The sequence below is a fragment of the Bradyrhizobium sp. BRP20 genome (assembly GCF_020194215.1).
GTDB classification, from domain to species: Bacteria; Pseudomonadota; Alphaproteobacteria; order Rhizobiales; family Xanthobacteraceae; genus Bradyrhizobium; species Bradyrhizobium yuanmingense.
Window position 1 is genome coordinate 101,350 of sequence record NZ_JADYVY010000012.1, and the last position, 21,441, is coordinate 122,790.

The window sequence follows — 21,441 nt, forward strand, 5'->3', positions numbered from 1 at the left end:
TGGCTGTCTTGACGAAAGACAAGATCGGTAATGGCCGGCCCGCAAGAAAGCGGCTTGATGCTCTCGTCCTGTTGCTGCTTTTGCTGACCCTCGCCGGTTGCAAAGCTGATCTGTATACCAAAGTTCAGGAGCGTGAAGCCAACGAGATGCTTGGGCTGCTCCTGAGCAAGGGCGTCGATGCCATCCGTGTGGTCGGTAAGGATGGGACCAGCACGATTCAGGTGGAAGAAAGGCAGCTCGCCTACTCAATCGAGCTGCTGAATGACCATGGCTTGCCGCGCCAATCCTTCAAGAGTCTTGGTGAGGTGTTCAAGGGGGCGGGCCTCGTTGCCTCTCCGGTTGAGGAGCGAGCCCGCTACGTCTATGCTCTCAGTGAAGAATTGTCGCGCACGATCAACGATATCGATGGGGTTCTCTCCGCCCGTGTTCATGTCGTTCTGCCGAAGAATGATCTTTTGCGACAGGATGCAACCCCGTCCTCGGCGTCGGTTTTCATTCGACACGCCTCGAACGCGAAGCTCTCAGCCTTGCTGCCGCAGATCAAGATGCTCGTCGCCAACAGCATCGAAGGTCTATCGTACGACAAGGTGGCGGTCGTGTTCGTGCCGGTTGAGCGAGCTCAGCATGAGGTCTCCGTTGTGCCGACGGCAGCTTCCGCCGAACCAACCAAATTCATCGCAACTCACATTGCGATCGGTGCAGGAGGTGCGCTCGCCGTGTTGGGCATTCTATCTTACGTGCTGCTGAGCACACGTGGGCCACAGCTTCGTCAATCCTGGCGCAAAGTGACAAATCTCGGCAGAGGTGCCAGCAAGCGAGCGGTCCAGTCCGCCGGCAAAAAACCGTCCTCCGATTCGAAATAGGCGGCAAGCAGGTCCGTATCGATGGCATCCACTGACCCAAATCATTCACTCAACCCGCATCCCGATCGCCTGCGCGAGCTTGCCGCTTTGATTCATCCCGGCCGGTTTGCCGGCCATCTTGATGAGCTCCTGTCGGCCGCCACAGTGCTGCAGCTGCAGAAGACTCCGAGACTGCAGCAAAGACTGGTCGAATTGCTAATGGGCAGTGAGCTGGTCTCGAACGGAACCGACTGGGGTAGGGACGTTCTGCTCGGGCATGATCCGCGTCGGGCGGCCCTGCTCGCCGGCAGTATCTGGCATGCCCGTTCGGTGCTCAAGCTTGTGTCAAAGCACGATGTAGCGATTCTGATCGAAAATATTGGTGCGGAAGCTCATGCTTTCGCAATCCGACACTCATCCATCGCCGTCGCAACCACATCGATTGACGATCCGCAGAAGCTCGCGAGCCAGATTGAACATGACGGATGTGCCTGCCTTGGTGCTTGGCTCAAGGACGCATCAGAGCTTGACCGTGTGCGCGTTCTTTTCCGCTTACCTGTGGGGACCACCGCCGAATCCCCAACAGCCGAACACCACAATTCAGCGGGTCAGTTACTGTCTTTGGTGGTGGCCCACTTGGCCACGGAGGAGCCAGCGGCATGACGGCCAACGAAACAGACTTGCCAGATAGCCCGCGGATACGGCCGCTTGGTCTGCTGATACCATGCGCGGAACTTGGTATCTGGTACGATGCGGTGCAGACGCTCGCGCTAGCCGAGCGATATCTGCGGCAGGTTCGCAGTTGGGCAAGGAGAGCCTATCAGCAGGAGCGGGAGCGCGGCCATTGCGAAGGTCTTAGGTCAGGCTCGGACGAAATGGCACAGCTGGTCGCCCGAGCTGCTTCCGATGTGGCCCGGCGAAAAGCCGTTCTGCAACAGGAGTTGCCACAGCTCGTGATTGAGATATTGACCGGTTTGTTGGGCTCCTTTGATCCGGGTGAGATGTTGGTAAGGACCGTTCGTCACGCCATCGAGCAAAGGTATGGCAGCGCAGAAGTATGCCTTCACGTGTCTCCTGTGAATGCTGATGCACTAAGGCGTGAATTCGTGGCGTTCGACGGAACGGATAGTCGGCCGAAAGTCAGAATTGATCCGGACCCGGCCGTGGGGCCTGACCAGTGCGTCCTGTGGAGTGAGTTCGGCAGTGTCGATTTAGGACTTGCCGCGCAGCTCCGCACATTGCGTCTCAGCCTTAATCCATCTTCTCAGGAAAGCGATCCGTGACGACGCAACGATCAGGCCATGATCAATCGGCCGGAGAAGGAGATGTGCATGCGGCGATAGCATCTCTAAGATTCGCAGCAAAGGATGTCGATACGCGTGCCGTGCGGGGACGGATCACGCGTGCGATCGGCACCTTGCTCCATGCCGTGTTGCCGGGGGCCCGTGTTGGAGAACTTTGCCTGTTGCAGGATCACGCTTCCGGATGGTCACTTCAAGCGGAAGTCATCGGTTTGCTGCCGGACGGGGTATTGCTGACGCCCATTGGCGATCTGGTAGGCTTGTCCCACCGCGCGGAAGTGCTCCCGACCGGGCGCATGCAGGAGGTGTCAGTCGGGCCCGACCTGCTCGGCCGCGTAATCGATAGCTTCGGCCGTCCACTCGATGGCAAGGGGCCGATAAAGACGATCCACACGCGTCCGCTCCGCGGCAAGGCGCCCAACCCGATGAGGCGGCGTGGCATCGAGCAGCCGTTTCCGCTCGGCGTTCGCGTGCTGGATGGACTTCTGACGTGTGGCGAAGGGCAGCGGATCGGAATCTATGGAGATGCCGGTTGCGGTAAGTCGACGCTGATGTCGCAAATCGTAAAAGGCGCGGCCGCAGATATCACCGTGGTTGCGCTCATAGGAGAGCGTGGACGCGAGGTACGCGAATTCATCGAACGTCATATTGGAGATGCCCTCGCTCGCACGATCGTTGTCGTTGAGACATCCGATCGATCGGCAATGGAGCGGGCGCAATGCGCTCATATGGCGACCGCACTCGCCGAGTATTTTCGTGATCAAGGGCTGCAGGTCGTTCTGATGATGGATTCGCTGACGCGCTTTAGCCGTGCGATGCGCGAAATCGGCCTTGCCGCAGGAGAACCTCCTACCCGGCGCGGCTTTCCTCCTTCCGTCTTTGCGCTGCTGCCTGGTCTGTTGGAGCGTGCCGGTATGGGCGAGCGGGGCTCGATCACGGCATTCTATACCGTGCTGGTCGAAGGTGACGGCACGGGCGATCCGATCGCCGAAGAGTCGCGCGGCATTCTCGATGGTCATATCATGCTTTCGCGCGCGCTGGCCTCGCGAGAGCATTTTCCCGCCATCGATGTGCTGTCGAGCCGAAGTCGTGTCATGGATGCGGTCGTCTCTGGTCCACATCGCAAGGCGGCATCCGTCTTCCGCGATCTGCTCTCGCGCTACAATGAGGCTGAGTTCCTGATCAAGGTCGGTGAATACAAGTCGGGCAGCGATCCACTGACCGATCGGGCAATCGATTCGATCGAGGAACTGCGCGCATTCTTGCGCCAAGGACAGGACGAGCCGTCTAGCTTTGAGGAGACCGTTTCATGGATGTCGCGTCTGACGGCCTAAATCTCGTGCAAGCGTCGAAATTGCGGCTGGTGAAAGACATGAGAGAGCGAAGCGCGCTTCGTGAATTGTCCAACATGGAAGCCAGGCGCCGAATTGCGGTCGAAGCGCTGCAGCGAGCGTCTGAGAATCTTGAAGGCGCGGAGAATCGTCGCGCCAAGGTCGAAGCTGAACTTTATCAGGAGCTGGCGTCGCTCAAGACGATGTCCGTGACCGAGCTCGATCGTCGCTGTCAACTCGTCCTTGGGCGACTGGCAGCACAGATCGAATCGGCACGCCAGGCGCGTGAGCAGGCGCGCGTCGCGCATGACCAGGCTCAGCGGTCAGTGAATGAGGCGCGGACCATATGGGCCAAGCGTTCGGCGGCGAGCCAGAAATGGGAGGAGATTGAGGGCGATGTCCAGCGCACCACCGCTGTCCGTTCGGAGTGTGCAGCCGAAATCGATGCCGACGACGAGGTTTTGCTCCGATATCAGGGTGGTTCGCGCAGCCAAGCGGTCGGTGGCTCGAACTGATGGCTTGTTCTCTTATGACGTCGCGAGCTGCCGTGGAACCTGTCGGTAAATGCCGTGGGTGAACCCGCATTATTTCAGCCAGCGGTAAAGTTGTCGCATGGCGTGGTCTCGTGGCTCAACGAGGTCGCCGCACCACGCACGGTTCTGCAGAGCCGCCTTGGCGATAAGCCGCTATCGATCCGTATAAGCCGGCTTGTTTGGCAGGCCGAGCCATATGCCATGTCGATGCTCGACTGCGTATTTTGCGCCGGAGGCGAGACCGCTGTCTTGTCCTTGCCCCGCCTTCTCGTCGAGGCGCTGATTTCAATGGTCCAGTATGGCCTTACTTTACCTTCCGACCCAACCCGCTCGCTGCTTCTAGAACTTGCTCTGGAACCTTGGCTCGCTCGATTAGAGATCATGCTCGCGCGGAATTTGCAGCTGATCCGCATCGAAGACGCGACGGCCAAAGATCCCTATTTGGAGTTCGACGTTACTTTCGGACCGCTGGCAGCCAAGGCCCGCCTGTTCTTGTTCGCGCCACTTGACGGTCTGGTTCCGTCTGCGTTTCGTGTGTTAGGCGAGTTGATCGGCCAATTACCGCGAGACTTAGGCAAGATTTCTTCGGAATTGCCGGTCGTGATTGCGAGAGAGATCGGCTCGCTGCGGGCGCCCGTCAGGCTTCTTCGTCAAGCACAGGCCGGCGACGCACTGCTGCCCGACGTCATTCCATTTGCCCATGGCCAGCTCATCCTCGTTGCGGACAAGTTGTGGGCGCCGGCGCAGGTCGCGGGCGACAGACTTATCCTTCGGGGACCATTCCGCCTGCAGTCCCATCCTCTAAGGTATGCAAATATGACGATACGACCCCAAGCGGAGCAAGCAATCCCGCCCTCGGAAGCCGACATCGACAGTGTTGAGATCACGCTTGTGTTCGAATGCGGCCGCTGGCCCATCCCGCTGGGTACGTTGAGAAGCATCAGCGAGGGGCACGTGTTCGAGCTTGGCCGGCAGCTGGACGGTCCGGTCGACATTGTCGCCAACGGTCAATTGATCGGCCGCGGCGACATCGTACGTGTCGGTGAAGCGTTGGGCATCCGGTTACGTAGCAGGTTGGCGGTCAATGGTTGACATTCAACCGAGCATCCTCGCGCTTGTTGCGACGACCGTCGGCCTTGGCCTGTTGACGTTCGCAGTCGTCACAACGACGGCGTTCATCAAGGTTTCCGTTGTTCTCTTCCTGATCCGCAACGCGCTCGGCACTCAGTCCATACCACCGAACATCGTTCTGTATGGCGCTGCATTGATCCTCACCGTGTTCATAGACGCCCCGGTATTCGAGCAAACATACAACCGCGTGACCGATATGCAACTTCGTTACCAAACCGCCGACGACTGGTTGACCGCCGCCAAGGAGGGCAGCGAGCCGCTGCGCGCCCATCTCAAGAAGTTCACCACTGAGGAGCAGCGCACGTTCTTCCTGTCGTCGACGGAACATATCTGGTCGGAGGAGATGCGCGGCAACGCAACAGCCGATGATTTTGCGATCCTCGTGCCGTCCTTTTTGATCTCGGAGCTTAAGCGCGCGTTTGAAATCGGTTTCCTTCTCTATCTTCCGTTCATCACAATTGACCTGATTGTGACGACAATTCTGATGGCCATGGGCATGTCAATGGTGTCACCAACAATGATATCCGTTCCTTTCAAGCTTTTTCTGTTCGTCACAATCGACGGCTGGTCACGGCTCATGCACGGATTGGTCTTAAGCTACGCATCTGCGGGGAGTTGAGATGCACGAGGCCAGCATCCTCACCCACCTGAGCCGATCACTAGTCCTGTTCATGATCTGGGTTCTACCGCCGCTCCTGGCAGCCCTCGTGGCGGGATTGGGTATCGGCATCGTGCAGGCAGCAACCCAGCTCCAGGATCAAACCTTGCCGCTTACCGTGAAGCTCCTCGTCGTCGTCGCCGTGCTCGTTCTGTTTGCTCCGGTGCTGAGCGCGCCGCTGATCGAGCAAGCCCAGCAGATCTTCACTGAGTTCCCCGCGCTCACAGCGAGGTATTAGAGCGCGGAACGCACGGCTGTCTGAGTTTTAGCTATAGCGCGCGTTTGTCGGCCTTGATCGTGAACCACAAAAGGGCGAGTTCGTCAGCTTATCGAAAGCTCGCCTCACTAGCATGCGACGGATAGGTATCCGAACTGTCCTGTTCGGCTCCGTGAGCCTGCCTTATTCGGAGGAAGAATGACCCTATTTGGAAGTTCTATCCATTCGATTTGGGTTTTGCTTACGACGTGACGGAATTACCTGCTGAGACCTGGTCCTCGATGCATTGCCTGGCGAGTTGTCGACGCAGTGAACGGGCGAACTGCTTTGATTGCAAGCGGCCCCACGATTCTGGCGTTCTGGTGAATGAGCCTGCGAATGAAGGTGCCGCTCGAGCCGATCTCCATAGACTGCGAAATTGATGGAAGCTTTGAGGCCCTCAGATCTCCAAACCGCGCTGCGGCCGGTGAGAGCGGAAGAAGCGTGGCTTGTAGGCGCGCAGCGGCTTTCGCCGGTGCTCTCATCGAATGGTCATACCTCTGCGCCGGATGGCTGTAGTCATATGGATGGTTGAAGCCGAAGTCATCTGCCTTGTGGGAGACCTGTCGCTCTGCAACCGCTCGGACACGAGATCTGCAGAGTTCTTGACGTCTCACATCATGGCGACGTGAGTGCGACGGTTGCATTGGCTGAAGGAACGCCGAGCTGAGCTCAAATGGATGCCTTGTCACCTACCGAGACGCAAACTCTGATTCAGACTGCTGTCGAGTTCGTCGTTGCGGCCGGACTTGGTGGGGCCCGGGCCCTCGGCATTATGCTGGTTCTTCCGGTATTCACGCGACCGCACATTAGCGGGATTATCCGCGCAAGCGCGACGGTTGTGATTGGATTGCCTTGCTTGATGCAGATCAGGAACGGCTTGCAGACACTAGATCCGGGTACCCGTATGGTTGCGGTCTCGCTCCTCGGCTTGAAGGAGATATTTATCGGCCTGCTGTTCGGTTTTCTGCTTAGTATACCACTCTGGAGCATCCAGGCCGTTGGTGACATCATTGATACCCAGCGCGGCATCTCCAACCAGGTGGACGATCCTGCCACACGCAGTCAAGCCGCCCCGATGGGGCTCTTTCTCGGGACTGCCGCGGTTACGATCTTCGTTGTATCAGGAGGTCTGCAGACCATGGTCAGATGCCTCTATGGAAGTTATCTGATCTGGCCCGTATATCGGCTGCTACCGCCCCTGACCCACCACGGGGCAATGGAGTTTATCGGGCTTCTCGACCATATCATGCATACGACCCTCGTGGTCGCCGGGCCCGTGCTGGCTCTGCTGCTTCTGATCGACGTATCCCTCATGCTGCTCGGGCGCTTTGCGCCGCAAGTCAAGCTGAACGATCTCTCTTCGACCATCAAGAATGCCGCCTTTGGCATCATTATGGCCAGCTACGCCGTCTTCCTGATCGAATATATGGGAGCAGAGATCATTCGGTTTAACGGCGTGCTGGAGTGGCTCGAGAAGTTCTTGAAATGAACGACACGAGCGAAGAGAAAAACCTTCCACCAAGTCACAAGAAGCTGAGGGACGCGCGGAAGAAAGGACAGAGCCCGCGCAGCGCCGACTTTGTTACCGCGGCAAGCCTTTGCGCTGGTTTCGGCTGCCTGTGCTTCAGGGCGGGCCCGATCGAAGACGGATGGCGCGAAGCCGTGCGGTTCACCGACAAGCTGCAGGAACAGCCCTTCAACAGTGCGGCCCGGCAGGCGTTGGTCGGATTGATGGACCTTTCTATAACAGCCGCGGCTCCCATCCTAGGTGCGGCGGTTGCTGCGGCGATTGTGGCCGGTGTCTTGGCCGGCGGCGGGCTGACGATTTCGGTTGAGCCGCTTAAACCCAGCTTTGAGAAATTGGACCCCGTCAAAGGGCTGAAGCGGATTGTCTCCCAGCGGTCGGTTGTCGAGCTTGGAAAGTCTATCGTCAAAGTTTTGGTTCTTGGCGCTACGTTCGTTTTCACTGTGCTCGCAAGTTGGAGGGCACTGGTATACTTGCCCGTGTGCGATTTGAGCTGCTTTGGTTTTGTCTTTAAAGAGCTCAAAGTGCTGATCGCGATTGCTGCCGGCGCTCTTCTGATTGGCGGCTTGGCCGATCTGCTCATTCAGCGTTGGTTGTTCTTGCGCGACATGCGCATGACGCAGAGTGAAGCCAAGCGCGAGTCCAAGGAACAGGATGGTAATCCGCAGATCAAGGGTGAACACCGCAGGCTCCGCCGGGAGTCGGCGAACGAGTCTCCACTCGGCATTCATCGGGCGACAGTGATACTGACGGGGCGAGCGACATTGATTGGACTGCGCTACGTTCGGGGCGAGACCGGCGTCCCGGTACTGGTGTGCCGCGGCGAGGGCGAAACGGCTTCACAGTTACTGGCGGAGGCGCGCGCCCAACGTCTGAGCATTGTCGAGGATCATGTGTTGGCGCGTCAGCTGATCCGGAAGGGTGCGATGGGCAAGGCCGTTCCGATGGAGTGTTTCGAGAGGGTTGCAAAGGCAGTCTTTGCCGCCGGCCTAGTTTAGCGTCGCGCAAAACAGCGATGCGCTCAAATCTCTGGTCAACGACCCAACTGTCCCAGAACCTGATCGGCAAGCTGCACGATCCCAAGAAAAGGACCGGGCAAAGATTGGATTCCAGGAGGCTCGTCGGCCGATTCCAAGACTGATATGGACAAGAATGGCCAACCGATGTTCATGCTGCTCGGGTCTTACGAGCCGCTTATTGGATTTCTGGCGCAACCCTGCTATGCGTTTCATTCTCCAAATTGCTCCTGTTGCCCGCCGACGTGGCCCCAAGTGCGGTGAAGGGAAGCACTGCACGATCACCACTGGTCGACATGACAGCGCCATTGCCTAACAAGTCGCCAGGTTCATTGACCATAACCGCAAGGTTATTCCGGACTGAGCAGCCAAGGGTTGGATTGAACGAATTGTCGTTCACTGTAGGAGCGACGATGGAGAGCGAGGGACAGACCGGAGGATGGGCTTCGAAAGTGATCGCTTCAATCCTCACCCCGGAACGAGCCGGCAAATCCACACGAGAAGCGGACAGGTGGATGTTGTAGGTGGCAACGCCCATGGCGCGAGCCTCGTGGGCCACCTGTGCAATGAGTCTGGGTGGGCCGATGACACGCACATGGAGGGCATCCCGCCGGCCGCGACTGGTCGCTGCAATAAAGCTTCGCAGCCGATGCCGTTCGGGGCCACGAAGGCTCTGCAGGAACAGCACGCTACTCTTCTGCTCGACCCGGATCTCTTGGTCAGCCGGCGCGGGCTGGATCGAGGCAGTATTTGCGCAGCCCCCCAATGTTGCTCCAATAACGATCGGGTAGCACAGATGTCGCAAAGTCATTTGGCGATCCTCATTCGATAATAAAGCCGGCGCTGCCGGTCAATCCTGGTGTGCTGGCGCGAGGCGCATCGCGACCTCGCGGCGGCCGGGCCACCGTGTTTGTCAAAATCCGCCCCGCATCTGAGGACGGTGCGATGCGGTCGCTTGGCGCACTCATCTTGTTCGGGTTCGATGCGGGCCGTACGATGTAGGGCGTGACAATAATGACCAGCTCGGTTTCACGTTTTTGAAACGATGAGGAGCGAAAAAGCGCGCCCAGGATCGGCACATCGCCGAGCCAGGGAAACTCGCCGATATCAGTGTTGAAGTTGCGCCTGATGAGGCCGCCGATTGCAAAGCTCTGACCGCTGGCGAGCTCGACCACGGTGCTGGCCCGCCGAGTCGAGAGGGCAGGGACCGCCATGCCATTGATTTTGACCTCGCCTTCGCTCGACAATTCGCTGACTTCGGGCTTCACACGGACAATGATCTGATTATTGTTGAGAACCGTCGGAACGAACTCGAGGCTCACGCCGAACTGGCGAAATTGGACGGACACCTGCCGGTTGTCCTGCATCACCGGAATGGGGAATTCGCCGCCGGCGAGGAAGCTTGCGGCTTCGCCGGACATGGCCGTTAGATTCGGCTCAGCCAGGATTGAGGCGAGGTGCTCGCTCGCGAGAGCGTCGAGAACAGCGCTCAGGTTGGTATTGCCGGCGCTAAACCCAATCCCGATCGTGCCGCCGCCGCCGGCCGCGCCGGACCCGCCCCCTTTGCCAGTCACAAGGAAAGCGCCGTTTGGGCTCGAGGCCGTGAAGTTGATGTTGAGATCCTTGACGGCGCTGCGGGAGACTTCTGCCACCCGTACGCTGAGATTCACTTGCAATGAGCCGGCGACCTGGATCTTGTTGACAACCAGCGCGCCCGAACCAAGAAACTGCTCGGTGACCTTCCTGGCGGTCTCGACGACATCGGCATTAGGCGCCGTACCGCTAAGGATCGCGCCGCGCGGGGTATAGCTGACCTGAATTGGATAGTCGCCGACCTCGGCCTTAAGCGCGGCCCGCAGATCCTCGATCGGTTGGGTAACGACAACACGCAGCTCGGCGAGAGCCTCTCCGTTGTCGTTCAGGGCAAACAGGCTCGTCCGTCCGGCCTTTTTGCCAAACACGAAAATCGTGGTGTTCGATGGCGCCTGATAATCCGCAATCGCCGGGTCGGCTATAAAAATGCTCGCAGCCGGTCCGGTCAGATGAACTGTTTTACCCTGTGAGGAGGTTAGGTTGAGCGTGCCGGTGGTGCTGCCTGGCGCCGCGCGTGGCGGTTCTCCCTTGCCATCCCGCTTTGTCTGAGCTGTGACTGCAAGCGGAAATAGCAGAGCGACTGCGCACAGCACGTAGCAGAGGCGGGGAAAAGCGGCACACTGCAACCCGCTGGCGACCATCGACGGCTCATCAGCGCCGGCGGCATTGTTAATGACGTTCAAGGGAGTGTAGCTTTCAAGTTGGATCGGCTTAGGCAGCCGATGCTGCGCCAATGAGTTCAAGAGTGTAACCGACACCGCGCGCGGTCTTGATCCTTAGCGTTGCACCGGCCTGGCTCAAATGCGTGCGTAAGCGATAAATCCCGACTTCCAGCGCATTGGTCGAGACCTCGTCGTCAAATGCATACAAGCTATCTTCGAGCGATGCGCGCGGCACGGTACGGCCGGCGCGGTTGAGCAGATGTTCAAGAATGCACACTTCGCGGCGCGCAATTCTCAGTATTCGACCACCGACCGAGACCTGTCGCGCGATCGGATCGAAATGCAGATTCCCGAATGTCACTACCGGCGCCATCATCTGCGTTGACCGTCGCAAAATGGCCCGCATGCGAGCAATGAGTTCGTCGATAGACACGGGCTTGGGCAGAAAATCATCCGCGCCCGCATTGAAAATTGCAATCCGCCGTCCGAGATCATTGAGACTGCTCATCATCACCGCCGGCATTGACCGTCCCTCGCGCCGCAGCTGCTTCAGCCAGTCCAATCCGTCTCCATCGGGCAAATCCGTTTCGACCAGGACCATGTGGTAGTTCGCGCAATCGAGCGCGGCCGCCGCCTCATCCAGCGTGCGTGTCACGTCGACGGCGAAGCCGCAATTTAAGAGCGCTTCCTTCACGGCGCGGGCAAAGTCCGCATGATGATCAACCAGGAGAATTCGCATTTCATCGCCTCTCGTCCATCCACGTCAAGACCTGAGCGCGTCACGATTGACCATGGGCTCGATGGAACTGAGAGGCGGCTGGATTGGTGTGAATTTGAACAGCCCGAAACGAGAGGGCGGAACATGTTGACAGTCGATCCGTCTCTGCCGGTCCATTGTCGTCAGATGGACCACGGACCCCTCGGGGCTGCTTACGACCTCGGCGCCGCTCAACATGCCGCTCATGCGAGCAAGAGAGCTGATTCTGTTTGAACCGCGGCAGCTCGCTGACGCGTTCGCAGGCCGATCACAGCCGTTCTTGCGTGCACTGAGCCAACGCCTGCAGTGCGAATAGCGCCAGGACGCGCAATCGTAACCAAAGCGCGGGAGACGATCGGATTTGTGACTGAACAGATGAGCGAAACCGACATTTGGAAACTTCCCCAATTCGTCTTGGTCTGCGGTCAGTCTTGCTGGGCTGTTGAGCCTGTCGTGTCGTGAAGTCACGACAATGCAAGTCTTTCCGCATTCGAAGCCACATCACGCGACGCACCTGGCCAATGGCTTCACAGGCTGAGATGCTCGACGAAACGATCAATGCCCCTCCCGGTTTGAAGAACACCCTCTCGCAGCCGACTCTTTGCACGCAAGACGTCGACCGCCCTGAAGTTCCGTCGCGCCCGAGGTCCCCTCGTCCGCCGCAGCCCAGCGGAAGCTGCGAACGATCCAATCGAGCTCCTCGTGGTTGTCATCGCGCATAGATCCAGGTGACTACACCAGCACCATTTCGTCTTTCGGGGTGCACGGCGCCAGAATGTTCGGGTCTCGCCCAGTAAGGGCCAGATGGCGACCGCCAGCGTTCCGGAGAGGAGCAGTCCAGCAGCGTGAGGGACGGAGCGGCTTAGCATTGTGCTTTTGAGACGTTCGCAATTCTTGCTACCTGTCAGGAAGGGTACACGCGAGCTGGTCTGTGTCGCGGGGCTGTCGGAAATCCTACAATCTGACGCTAGGTGAGATTCAAGTGCTTTGACCGCTGGTCGTAGCAGTGCTCTCGACCTCGCAAGCATTCTGAAACGATGGCGACCTCTGAAGCCAGACTATCGACCTGCGGAACGCTCGGCCCTCTCGCCAGGGTCATGAGCGTTTCGTCGGTCCAATAAGGCGTAGCTTGAGCCAAAGCCGATGACAGTGTGTGAAGGCAGTCGTCTTTGCTAGGCCTTAAGGCGTGACCTCACGGTCGTCAGAGATCTCATGCGTGTCAATCTAGCAAGGAGACGGTGGCGAGATGCCTCTATGTGACGCACAGGGACAGCTAACTTCTGGGATGCAGACGCCGGAGCGCGCAAGCCGATTTGACCGGAAAGGGACTGAAGAAGGAATCGATTGCCAAGGGACATTCTTGAATGCTGCCTCCATACATCACGAGAGATTATGGGGCTTTAGGCGCGATCGACAAAATCGATTGTTTTGATGGAACGCATCCAGGTAGCGAATAGCTTTGGAATGAGTCGAATAGATTCCGTCAACGACGCGAACGGTCAGCTGGACGGAAGCCGCGCGAAGCGACGGATCATAATAGGGTGCTACCTTGTGCCTTCCGACATTGGTGTTCGATCAGGCCGAGATCGGGTCCCCTGATTGAGCTTTTTCGGACCGCCGCGTCAGGTTCGCTCCACCACCTCATTGCGGACGCGTCATCTAGGGAGACGGTGCACAGCAAGGCGGACGAACTGGCGCTTGCGGCTGGTCGAATTTCTTTCCTGGATCGTCTCCTTATGCAGATGTGAGAACTGCATTCTCTCGCCCGTTAGGACTGCGACGGACAAGCGCAACCGGCTGCCGTTTTGTGGTTTCCAAGCGGAGGAGACGCTGCATCAAATCGTTCAAGTCGGCGCGCGAAGCTAAGTCACTCCAGCAAACCTGACCTACGAGGTTGTGATGTCGGAATAGCCATCACGGCGACTTGCGCCTCGTTGCGACAGGCTGCTTTTGTACCGGCGCGAGCGCGCGTGTGTCTGGAAGCAGACAAACGGCTTGCGAGCACGACGTCCTTAAAAGCGCAATCTGCGGTACTTATCGAGGGAGAAGAGCATATGAAGTTTACTGGCCGAGCACTACCGATCCTATTGTCCTTGCTTTCGGCCGCGAGCGTGAGCGCGCCGGCGAGAGCCGATGAGCCCTCGCCGAAATACACTGAGGTGCTCAGTGCCCTCCAGGCGGGGAAGAATGTAAAGCTCATACTGGACATGAGCCGCTGTACCACAGCGGAGGGTGGCAAGCCTGCGTCCGCGACGCAAGCCGGTCTGGTCATCACTGCCTTCAGGGTGACCGTCCATAACGGCATCAGCTTCGCCAATGCTCATCAAACGGTCGACAGCTCCGGGCATGCCGTGACCGAGTACATCCGCCATAGCCTTAGCCGCGAAGGCAAGCTGACGGTGCGAGCCTCGAAACTTGTCGTCGGGACCACCGAACTCGTGAACCAGGGAGAATTCATCTGCGAACTGCCGGATGGCGCAAAGTTCATCTGGTAACGAAGAGCACAGAGCAGGGGGCGCTTCGAAGACTTAATCCTTTCGTGCGGACACCTTCGCACGGATACCAATCCTTTCGATCGTCAGGAAAGATCAGAGTGTTTCTGACGGTCGTTTCGTCGGACGAGGATCAAGTTGTACGAACTTGCTGCTCAGGTAACTCATGAGGGCCGCCGATCTCCATTCCATCTCAGGGATTGGAAGGTCGGCGGTTCAGGTAGTCGTCTTATGGGCGGACCCAAGGCTCTCAGTTGAACGCTTCAGATGAGTTCGAAGGACGTCCTCACGCTGCGGTTATCGTAAGAACATTATTCCCAAGTCGCTCCAGCCGCGGGCCCGCAATGATGACGACCTTAGGCCCGGGTGCGCTCTTATCTTTCATCCGCCTCTTTTTGGGATCCTTTCACCTGAAATCTCAGTACTGCCGAATGCAGCCACAAGGTGAATGAACGATCCCGCTTAAGATCATCTGGGCTGGCTGCTATGGGTTTGCTCACCGCTCGTAAACTGCGTTCGGGCGCAGATCTAAGCTCTCTGAGCAAACGATCCGTGGTTTCGAAAGCTTGAGCATCCGCCCGAGGTGCCGACGAGCACCTCGTTCAGCCAAATTGCGGCCAACGGAAGAGAAGAGCGCGGCCATCGGTTGGGCTGATTTCGTTGTATCGATCCATGCTGCGGTCGGCGGGCATAACTACCTCGTTCTATCGCTACTCATGTTAGCTTCGCAAAACCTGACCTGGCCAGACGGAAAGCTAAAGTGAATAATGATCGGCACGGGCCCTTCCAACCCGAGGATAAGTGGGCGAACTTTAGAGACCATACAGGTTTGGGCTGAAACTCTCATTCCAAGCGCGGAACGCGGCCGGTCGCCCGCGCTGGCCAGTTGGACCGGAGTATTATTGGTAGCGCGAAACGCTGCGTTCGATGTTTCCGAGCGCCGGAAAAGGCAAATCACCCTTTCCGTAGCCTGTACCACTCAGCCTTTTGTTCCTGACTTTCTATATGGATTAGATGCGCTAGCGGTCCGATAGTCGTCCAGGTTTCCGCCCAGAAATAGTACCTCACGCTCCTCAGTCGGGGTATCAGTCATCCATGCCACAGCGGGTTCATCATTCTCAGTCCCGTCCTAGAGAATACTGACGATCTCTTCCGCCGTCCAAGTTGTGACCCTCGGCACCGTGTAGGTGTGCAACTCATTCGCGTTTTCCGCGATGACTTTGGCGCCATACTCGTTGTCATCGTCCGGCGAAAGGAGCAGTTGTGAGGCCTCCTCTGACAGCGACACAAAAGGCGAACAACTGGTATCGCCCCTCACGTGCTCTGCCGCTGCGCGACCCAGATCAAGTCGTTGGCCTCCCCAGATATTCCAAGGGGCGGCGTCGTAACGCAAAGCCGCCATGGAACGCAAATGGGCCATCGCGCTTAGACGGTCCAAGCGCATGTGGTTTGCAATGACTGGCGTGGTTTTGAAAGCGCTGCAGCTCCAGGTATGACGATGCCATCACGTCGTCGTAAACGCGGCCACTATCGACGCGGTCGACTGACGATCCACTCACTCGTGACCATTTTGCTGATCTTTGCGCAGCGAGTTCGATTTCTCTTCTGAGTTCCGCAATGTTCGCGCACGTCAGCGTTGCGGCAAGTTGAGCGCGCGTTCTGACAAAGGATGGAGCCGTGCACCGTTCATTCTCCAGTATAGCTTGCGCTCTCTTGTTACCATCCGTTACCGTCCGGTTCGATCCAGCCACGGGTGAAGCCGATGCTGCGAGGAATTGGCTGAGACTCTTTAAGCCGCTGCTCAAAGTCTGCTTGCGCTGTCTCTTCCTGTCGCGGCTCGAGGTGATGCATCCGAGCCTCGGATCGGTTGACGTCCTCAAATGGGTCCATACCCTTCTCCCTTTGGTAGCCTTGTCAATATCATTCGTACGAAGTTGATCCGATAAGGATCAGAAACCGAGACCCGCGCAATGTCGATAAAACACACCGAGGCTGTTCTCGAGCGGATCGGTGTGTTGAGGGCGTGCGGGCTGGACTGACCGGGGATCCAAGTCATTCTTCTGTTCCAGAGTTTGGGCCATCAAGTCGGCCTCCTGTCCGGACAAAGTCTTGCCATGCTAGAAGGGTTAGCTGTCGAACACCTGACCAGCCTCATTGAAGAAATTCGGGGCCCTTCCGAGTATGCCAGCGAGCCTGTTGTTCATTGCAGAGCGGAGTTTGGGAGATGGGACCATCGTCGGTATCCGCTCCACGGCAGCGCCGTGTGAAGGTCCGGGAGAAGCAGCGCGGCGGAAGCGCGGCTATCGGTGGGCTTGAGCGGCGTGGAGAAGTATGCCTGGGCCAGCTTGCATCGGCTCCCAGTGGAGCTCCTTTAAATGCTCGTCAAGATGCTAGCTGTGGTCCGAACAGCTTAGCCTGGCCGCAGCCGTCGGGCTCGTGTCCGGGCTGGGGTGGCTGAAGCTCATTGTCCTCTGTCGGGACCGCTGATGCAGGGCCTTGCGTCGGTGCGCGGGGCGCTGGCCGTAAAACAAGAGCCGGGCGTGCGGCTCCGATCCAGGCATCCGCAACACGCGGTTAATGGCTTAACTCGCAACGTTAACAGGCTGTGCGGCCGCGAGACGTTGAACCGTGGCTGGGGCCACAAACGATTCGGGTGTATAAAGAACGTGGCGGCAAGGACTGGCGCTCGGGCGCCTCAGTTCGGAAAAGAAAAATGGGCCGTTGACGCTTGCAGCCGATGCGCCACACAATGCACCACAACGTTAGTCGCGCCTTATAAACATCTCGCCGCGCAAGCCGTTGGTGTGACCTGCAGGCGCAGCTGAACAAAAAGACCTAGGGCAATCTCCGCGGTCGGTCGTATCGGCCCCTCCTTCCTCCGAGCCCGGCGCGTTTCCGGTCAAAGTAGCGATAGATACCAGGCACCGACGCATGAAAATTTGACAAGCATCAGTCTTCCTGGGTTGATCCAAAGCCGGGACGGCCGAAGGAAGCGGCTCTTGGCGCTCGCGGGTTGCACTCCTGTTGCTAATGGCAGGACGGTGATGGCTTAGGTCAGAACGCCGGGGCTGCGGTCGTCCACCATGCTGGCGCGCAGCGTGTCCTCCGTGATCTTTCTCGCCGGAGATGGCCGCAGACCTCGAGGCTAGCCAGAACGGTTCGAGCTGGCATTGATGAAGCCGCGATTCATCATCGCGAGAGGCGCGCCCGGCCTCATCTGCCGGTAAGTGACGCAGATACCCAACTGAGTGTCGTGAACGTTGATGCTCCCGATGTTTGACGCTCCAAGGCGTTTGTCTTCAAAAAGCAACTGGGCCTCGAGGACGGGCATTCTTGCAAAGTCGCGGTCGGTCATCATACCGATAGAAAAAGCGAGAACATGCGGCGCCTGCAAGACAATCAAGCGAAGATCCGCAGCATCCTTGAATGCAGCAGGCGCCACGGTGGTGCAGAAGAAAGCTCAGCGTCCAAGCATTGCCTTAACGAGGCATCTATAATCCAGAATTTTTCATCGCATTATTAGATGTGTTGTCTTGGCGCGGCATTATTGATCGGATGTCGCTTTGCAACGGGGCAGCATGCGGTTGATCAACAATGTCTCCCAAATCTGTCGTGTGTTCTCGAGCGCATCAATTCATGTTCCTCGCTTTGAGCCGGCGCAGCGACTTTAATTTGGCGATCACGCAGCGCGTGTTCGGGAACCTGATCAGAGACCATTTGGGCTAAGCGATGGACAGATAGACGTCGCAATAGAAGGGGATGCCGACAGACAATAGTAGATTGAAATACTCAACTATTGCGTTTGTGTGGTTTCGACCTCTAAAGATCCTCTATCGCTCCTTGCTCGCTCGGTCGCGAGTCCAAACGTTCCGATCGCGAATGGGCATCAGAACTCCTTCCTGAGAAGCAGCTGGCTTGTTGATGAATTCTGGAGCGCCGATGTGAGTGTACTCGTGTGGGATCAACTAGCCGCTGGAAATTGGCTGTCACGACGGCGTCAATCGCCAACCACCGCGGTCGAAGCTCTTTTGGGCTGCGCCCGTGCGCAGAACGTCACAGCACGTAGCGGAATCTTCTTCGGTGAGAGTCCTCTAACATCAGCCGACGGCTTGTTATCCATGCTCAAATCGGCTGCCCGGCGCACATTCAGCGTGGCTTGCGCGAAAGGGCAGGGTGGTCGCCGACATTGACTTGTCCTCAAGGCCCACCAAGTGGCTCAGAGGGCGCCGCATTAGGGGTTGTGATGTCTTCGGTTAACTCCATGCTTCATCTTGGTCTAAATGTTCATGGCGCTGGTGGCCATTCCGCCGCGTGGCGCTGGCCGGGTACAAATCCAAGCGCCTTTTTCGATATCGAGCACTACGTCCGGGCTGCGAAGGTTGCGGAGCGTGGTCTGCTGGATGCTGTATTCCTCGCCGATACTCCCGCGATAAACTTCGACATTACGCACCAGCCACCGCTGAATGGGCTCGAATCTACCCTCGTTCTTGCGGTGATTGCACGCGAAACGCAGCGGATTGGCCTGATCGCGACAGCGTCGACGACCTACAATGAACCATACAATCTCGCTCGGCGTTTCCAATCGCTCGATGTTATCAGCCGTGGCCGCGTTGCGTGGAACGCAGTCACGACGTCGAGCCCGGCGACGGTAGCAAACTTCGGCGGTCGAGAAGTCGGGCGAGCGGATCGCTACAGACGGGCCGAGGACTTCGTTGAAACCGTCCGTGCTCTCTGGCTGAGCTGGAGCGACGAGATGGTCATCGCCGATCAGGCCGCGGGAGTTTACGCAGATCAGAGTCAATTCCGCCTGCTCGATCCCGATACCAATAGTTTCGGCATCCGAGGCCACTGACGCATCCCGCTTCGCCCCAAGGTCACCCAGTCATCGTTCAGGCGGGCGGTTCGGATCCCGGACTACGGCTTGGTGCCCGCAGTGCAGATGTCGTGTTTGCGGCAGCCGGGGACTTGACGACGGCTCTGCGGGAGGCAGAGCGCCTGCGTGCGCTCTCTCGGCAATTCGGCCGCCCTGCGGCTCCGCTCATCCTGCCGGGTCTTGTCACCTGTATCGGGGGCACCGAGGAAGAAGCGGCTCGTCGCAAAGAAAAGCTTGATGGACTGATCGATCTGGAGCGCGCCATCGGCGCCCTTGCACGAAGCATGGGTGTGGCGGTCGAGAAGCTCAGCCTCGAGCGGCCAATTCCGGAGGAGATTTTGCCTGATGCAGATCATGTTCCGTTTTCTGTCGGTCACCATCGCACGATTGAAGCTCTGGCGCGTCAAGGTCGGACGGTTCGCGAGATCATCAGCAGCGTTCAAGCTTTTGGCCACCGCTTGCTTGTGGGTGCACCCGAGCAGATCGCGGACTCGATTGAGACATGGTTCCGCGCCGGCGCGGTCGATGGTTTCAACATCATTCCGGATGTTCTGACCGATGGCACTTCAGCGTTTGTCGACAATGTGGTTCCCATCCTGCAGAAGCGCGGGCTGTTTCGCAAAGAATATTTGGGACAGACACTGAGAGAGCATTTCGGCACTTCTATTCCTTTCGAGGCGGCACGAGCCACAGCTAGCTCACCGCTCTGACGCATCCTCAACACCAAATCTCGGGAGCCCGGATATGCATTTATCGAATGCGTGGTCAGCGAGGCTCTTCACTGGCAAATCCAACCGTCAAGCAAGAACAGTGGCGGCTATCCTTGTCGTGCTCTTGGGCCTGTCGCAATTGTCGCCCAGCGTTCATGCTCAGGAAGGGGTAGCCGGCAGCGTAAAGCGAGGATGCGTCATTCGTTACGGGCATTTTCAAGAGCCTGCCTGCCTGTTCGGAGGATGGGTCCAACAATGGTATCTGCAACGCCAGTACAGCGATAATCTGGTTGCGCGCAACGAGGACGGCAAGATTTTGCCATGGCTGGCCGAGTCTTGGACCATCTCCGAGGACAAAAAGGTGTACACATTCGAGATAAAGCCGAATGTGAAGTTCACCGACGGGACTGCCCTCGACGCGCAGGCCATCGCTGACAATATCAACGGATGGCTCAGCAATGACCCCGATCGTCGCAATCCGACTGCTGCTCCTTATCTCGGCGATAGCTTCGAATCGGCAAGGGCAATCGCTCCTCTGAGCTTGCAGGTAAACTTGAAGGTGCCGTTCCAGCCCTTGCTGAACGTCTTCGCCCAATCCTCACAAGGCATTCTCTCGCCATCGGCACTCAAACGTGGCCTTGCGGTGAATTGCGAGAACCCTGTCGGCTCAGGTCGATTCATTGTCGACAAGTGGCGCCATGGGCGGGAAGTCACCTTCCGCCGCAATCCCGACTACAATTCGGCGCCGGCCACCGCGAAACATCAAGGGCCGGCTTACGTTGAGGGGATCAGCTGGAAGTTTCTGCCAGATCAGACTGTCCGATACGGCTCCCGATGCTATATACGATGTCTCGGCCATCGCATGGAAGGACGCCAATTCCCGCTTTCCAGTATTGCGACACGTTACCGGCGGCACCCCTCTGCGCCTGGCGTTGTATACGGCTCGGCCCCCATTTGACGACGTGCTCGTCCGCAAGGCCTTTGCCTAACCTACTGACCGAAAGGTCGCGGTCGACACATCCTTCCTCGGCTCTTTGCCATTTGAAGGCAACGGTGCGCTAAGTCAGAGTTCGCCGGAATACCTGCGTGAGCTCGGGCAGTCCTATGCGTACGATATTCGGAAAGCCGATCAGCTGCTTGATCAGGCGGGTTGGACCGAGCGCAACCTTAACGGCGTTCGTGTCAAGAACGGCAATTTGCTCATCGTGCACATTTCCTATTCGTACGCGTTTCTGAAGCTCGATGGCGAGCAAGCCTTGCAAGTTATCCAGCAGCAGGCAAGAGCAGCCGGTTTTGACGTACGTCTTCAACCCACCAATCCTGCTGATTTCTTCGCCGGAAAAAACCTAGGGCCCAACGATTATGAGATCGTGCTTCTTTATTGGGTTGCACCCGGCGCTGAGATATTCCGAATTTCCTGGAAGCCGGACCAGAATGGCGAGCCCAATCGCTTCAATCCATCGCGCTTCCAGGATCCGACACTTTGGGAGCTGATCCAAAAGGCGGAGCAGGATTTCAACAGCGCTGAACGTACCGGCCTCTATCAGCAGGCGGAACGGAAGATCGTGGATGAGGCTCCTGTGATAGGCCTTACGGTGCTGGACGTGACTTTGGCCACCACCCCGCGCCTGAAAGACGTGTGGCTGGACCACGGGTCAGTGGGCGAGCCCGTCTTCTATGACGCTCATTTCGACGAGAAGAAATGACACCGTGAAGGTCGTATCCCACAACCTGCTTGTTTGGTTCGCGCGCCGTATT

20 protein-coding genes are annotated in these 21,441 nt (G+C 58.0%); 15 read left to right on the forward strand and 5 right to left on the reverse strand.

What is annotated here, in order from left to right:
- The first annotated feature begins 8 nt into the window (after positions 1-8).
- From sctJ to I6F33_RS25785, 10 genes are all read left to right on the forward strand, one after another.
- Positions 9-863: a type III secretion system inner membrane ring lipoprotein SctJ gene (gene sctJ / locus I6F33_RS25740; protein ID WP_225144506.1), complete on the forward strand. Its 855-nt coding sequence runs from the start codon at positions 9-11 to the stop codon at positions 861-863.
- Between the two features lie 21 nt (positions 864-884).
- Positions 885-1,505: a nodulation protein NolU gene (locus I6F33_RS25745; RefSeq protein ID WP_225129503.1), complete on the forward strand. Its 621-nt coding sequence runs from the start codon at positions 885-887 to the stop codon at positions 1,503-1,505.
- Entirely contained in the window at positions 1,502-2,125 is a 624-nt protein-coding gene (gene sctL / locus I6F33_RS25750) for a type III secretion system stator protein SctL (protein ID WP_225144507.1), read from the forward strand. The genes I6F33_RS25745 and sctL overlap by 4 nt, the downstream gene beginning before the upstream one ends.
- The gene (gene sctN, locus I6F33_RS25755; RefSeq protein WP_346656694.1) at positions 2,122-3,477 is read left to right on the forward strand and encodes a type III secretion system ATPase SctN; all 1,356 of its coding nucleotides are present in this window, start codon (positions 2,122-2,124) and stop codon (positions 3,475-3,477) included. Before sctL ends, sctN begins: the two co-directional genes overlap by 4 nt.
- Positions 3,453-3,989 carry a hypothetical protein gene (locus I6F33_RS25760; RefSeq protein WP_225129499.1) on the forward strand — a complete coding sequence of 179 codons (537 nt, stop codon included), beginning with the start codon at positions 3,453-3,455 and terminating at the stop codon, positions 3,987-3,989. Before sctN ends, I6F33_RS25760 begins: the two co-directional genes overlap by 25 nt.
- 54 nt (positions 3,990-4,043) lie before the next feature.
- Positions 4,044-5,099, forward strand: a complete 1,056-nt coding sequence (gene sctQ, locus I6F33_RS25765; protein WP_225144508.1) for a type III secretion system cytoplasmic ring protein SctQ — start codon at positions 4,044-4,046, stop codon at positions 5,097-5,099.
- The gene (gene sctR / locus I6F33_RS25770) at positions 5,092-5,757 is read left to right on the forward strand and encodes a type III secretion system export apparatus subunit SctR (RefSeq protein ID WP_225144509.1); all 666 of its coding nucleotides are present in this window, start codon (positions 5,092-5,094) and stop codon (positions 5,755-5,757) included. The genes sctQ and sctR overlap by 8 nt, the downstream gene beginning before the upstream one ends.
- A 1-nt stretch (position 5,758) precedes the next feature.
- Positions 5,759-6,034, forward strand: coding sequence for an EscS/YscS/HrcS family type III secretion system export apparatus protein (locus tag I6F33_RS25775; protein WP_225129493.1), 276 nt, complete (start codon positions 5,759-5,761; stop codon positions 6,032-6,034).
- Between the two features lie 694 nt (positions 6,035-6,728).
- Positions 6,729-7,544, forward strand: coding sequence for a type III secretion system export apparatus subunit SctT (gene sctT / locus I6F33_RS25780; protein ID WP_225129491.1), 816 nt, complete (start codon positions 6,729-6,731; stop codon positions 7,542-7,544).
- Positions 7,541-8,578: an EscU/YscU/HrcU family type III secretion system export apparatus switch protein gene (locus I6F33_RS25785; RefSeq protein WP_225129489.1), complete on the forward strand. Its 1,038-nt coding sequence runs from the start codon at positions 7,541-7,543 to the stop codon at positions 8,576-8,578. Before sctT ends, I6F33_RS25785 begins: the two co-directional genes overlap by 4 nt.
- 196 nt (positions 8,579-8,774) lie before the next feature.
- Here the strand turns inward: I6F33_RS25785 and I6F33_RS25790 are convergent, their stop codons facing one another.
- Genes I6F33_RS25790 through I6F33_RS25800 form a run of 3 tightly spaced genes read right to left on the reverse strand, consistent with a single transcriptional unit; the run spans position 8,775 to position 11,590 of the window.
- Positions 8,775-9,407 (reverse strand): CpaD family pilus assembly lipoprotein, encoded by a 633-nt coding sequence (locus tag I6F33_RS25790; protein ID WP_225144510.1) that lies wholly within the window; start codon positions 9,405-9,407, stop codon positions 8,775-8,777.
- 10 nt (positions 9,408-9,417) lie between these two features.
- Positions 9,418-10,872: a type II and III secretion system protein family protein gene (locus I6F33_RS25795; RefSeq protein ID WP_225144511.1), complete on the reverse strand. Its 1,455-nt coding sequence runs from the start codon at positions 10,870-10,872 to the stop codon at positions 9,418-9,420.
- A 28-nt stretch (positions 10,873-10,900) separates the two neighbouring features.
- Entirely contained in the window at positions 10,901-11,590 is a 690-nt protein-coding gene (locus I6F33_RS25800; RefSeq protein WP_225129483.1) for a response regulator transcription factor, read from the reverse strand.
- Between the two features lie 2,072 nt (positions 11,591-13,662).
- Between I6F33_RS25800 and I6F33_RS25805 the strand changes: the two genes are divergently transcribed.
- Positions 13,663-14,103, forward strand: coding sequence for a VirK family protein (locus I6F33_RS25805; protein WP_225144512.1), 441 nt, complete (start codon positions 13,663-13,665; stop codon positions 14,101-14,103).
- Positions 14,104-15,229: 1,126 nt separating this feature from the next.
- On the opposite strand, the gene I6F33_RS25810 is transcribed toward I6F33_RS25805, so the two are convergent.
- On the reverse strand, positions 15,230-15,520 hold the full coding sequence (locus I6F33_RS25810; RefSeq protein ID WP_225144513.1) for a hypothetical protein: 291 nt from the start codon (positions 15,518-15,520) through the stop codon (positions 15,230-15,232).
- Positions 15,521-17,245: 1,725 nt separating this feature from the next.
- On the reverse strand, positions 17,246-17,503 hold the full coding sequence (locus tag I6F33_RS25815) for a hypothetical protein (protein WP_225144514.1): 258 nt from the start codon (positions 17,501-17,503) through the stop codon (positions 17,246-17,248).
- Between the two features lie 840 nt (positions 17,504-18,343).
- Between I6F33_RS25815 and I6F33_RS38365 the strand changes: the two genes are divergently transcribed.
- The 4 genes from I6F33_RS38365 to I6F33_RS25835 all read left to right on the forward strand — a co-directional run bounded on the left by I6F33_RS38365 (position 18,344) and on the right by I6F33_RS25835 (position 21,389).
- Positions 18,344-18,952 (forward strand): LLM class flavin-dependent oxidoreductase, encoded by a 609-nt coding sequence (locus I6F33_RS38365; protein ID WP_225144515.1) that lies wholly within the window; start codon positions 18,344-18,346, stop codon positions 18,950-18,952.
- Between the two features lie 32 nt (positions 18,953-18,984).
- Positions 18,985-19,683: an LLM class flavin-dependent oxidoreductase gene (locus I6F33_RS38370; RefSeq protein WP_225144566.1), complete on the forward strand. Its 699-nt coding sequence runs from the start codon at positions 18,985-18,987 to the stop codon at positions 19,681-19,683.
- Positions 19,684-19,717: 34 nt separating this feature from the next.
- Positions 19,718-20,641, forward strand: coding sequence for an ABC transporter substrate-binding protein (locus I6F33_RS25830; RefSeq protein WP_225144516.1), 924 nt, complete (start codon positions 19,718-19,720; stop codon positions 20,639-20,641).
- A 76-nt stretch (positions 20,642-20,717) separates the two neighbouring features.
- Positions 20,718-21,389: an ABC transporter substrate-binding protein gene (locus tag I6F33_RS25835; RefSeq protein WP_225144517.1), complete on the forward strand. Its 672-nt coding sequence runs from the start codon at positions 20,718-20,720 to the stop codon at positions 21,387-21,389.
- The last annotated feature ends 52 nt before the right edge of the window (positions 21,390-21,441 follow it).

Bases quoted from the DNA above. Each gene is read 5' to 3' on its own strand.
- I6F33_RS25745 (WP_225129503.1), top strand. From the start codon at position 885: ATGGCATCCACTGACCCAAATCATTCACTCAACCCGCATCCCGATCGC.
- sctL (WP_225144507.1), top strand. From the start codon at position 1,502: ATGACGGCCAACGAAACAGACTTGCCAGATAGCCCGCGGATACGGCCG.
- I6F33_RS25760 (WP_225129499.1), top strand. From the start codon at position 3,453: ATGGATGTCGCGTCTGACGGCCTAAATCTCGTGCAAGCGTCGAAATTG.
- sctR (WP_225144509.1), top strand. From the start codon at position 5,092: ATGGTTGACATTCAACCGAGCATCCTCGCGCTTGTTGCGACGACCGTC.
- I6F33_RS25775 (WP_225129493.1), top strand. From the start codon at position 5,759: ATGCACGAGGCCAGCATCCTCACCCACCTGAGCCGATCACTAGTCCTG.
- sctT (WP_225129491.1), top strand. From the start codon at position 6,729: ATGGATGCCTTGTCACCTACCGAGACGCAAACTCTGATTCAGACTGCT.
- I6F33_RS25785 (WP_225129489.1), top strand. From the start codon at position 7,541: ATGAACGACACGAGCGAAGAGAAAAACCTTCCACCAAGTCACAAGAAG.
- I6F33_RS25790 (WP_225144510.1), bottom strand. From the start codon at position 9,407: ATGACTTTGCGACATCTGTGCTACCCGATCGTTATTGGAGCAACATTG.
- I6F33_RS25800 (WP_225129483.1), bottom strand. From the start codon at position 11,590: ATGCGAATTCTCCTGGTTGATCATCATGCGGACTTTGCCCGCGCCGTG.
- I6F33_RS25805 (WP_225144512.1), top strand. From the start codon at position 13,663: ATGAAGTTTACTGGCCGAGCACTACCGATCCTATTGTCCTTGCTTTCG.
- I6F33_RS25810 (WP_225144513.1), bottom strand. From the start codon at position 15,520: ATGGCCCATTTGCGTTCCATGGCGGCTTTGCGTTACGACGCCGCCCCT.
- I6F33_RS38365 (WP_225144515.1), top strand. From the start codon at position 18,344: ATGTCTTCGGTTAACTCCATGCTTCATCTTGGTCTAAATGTTCATGGC.
- I6F33_RS25830 (WP_225144516.1), top strand. From the start codon at position 19,718: ATGCATTTATCGAATGCGTGGTCAGCGAGGCTCTTCACTGGCAAATCC.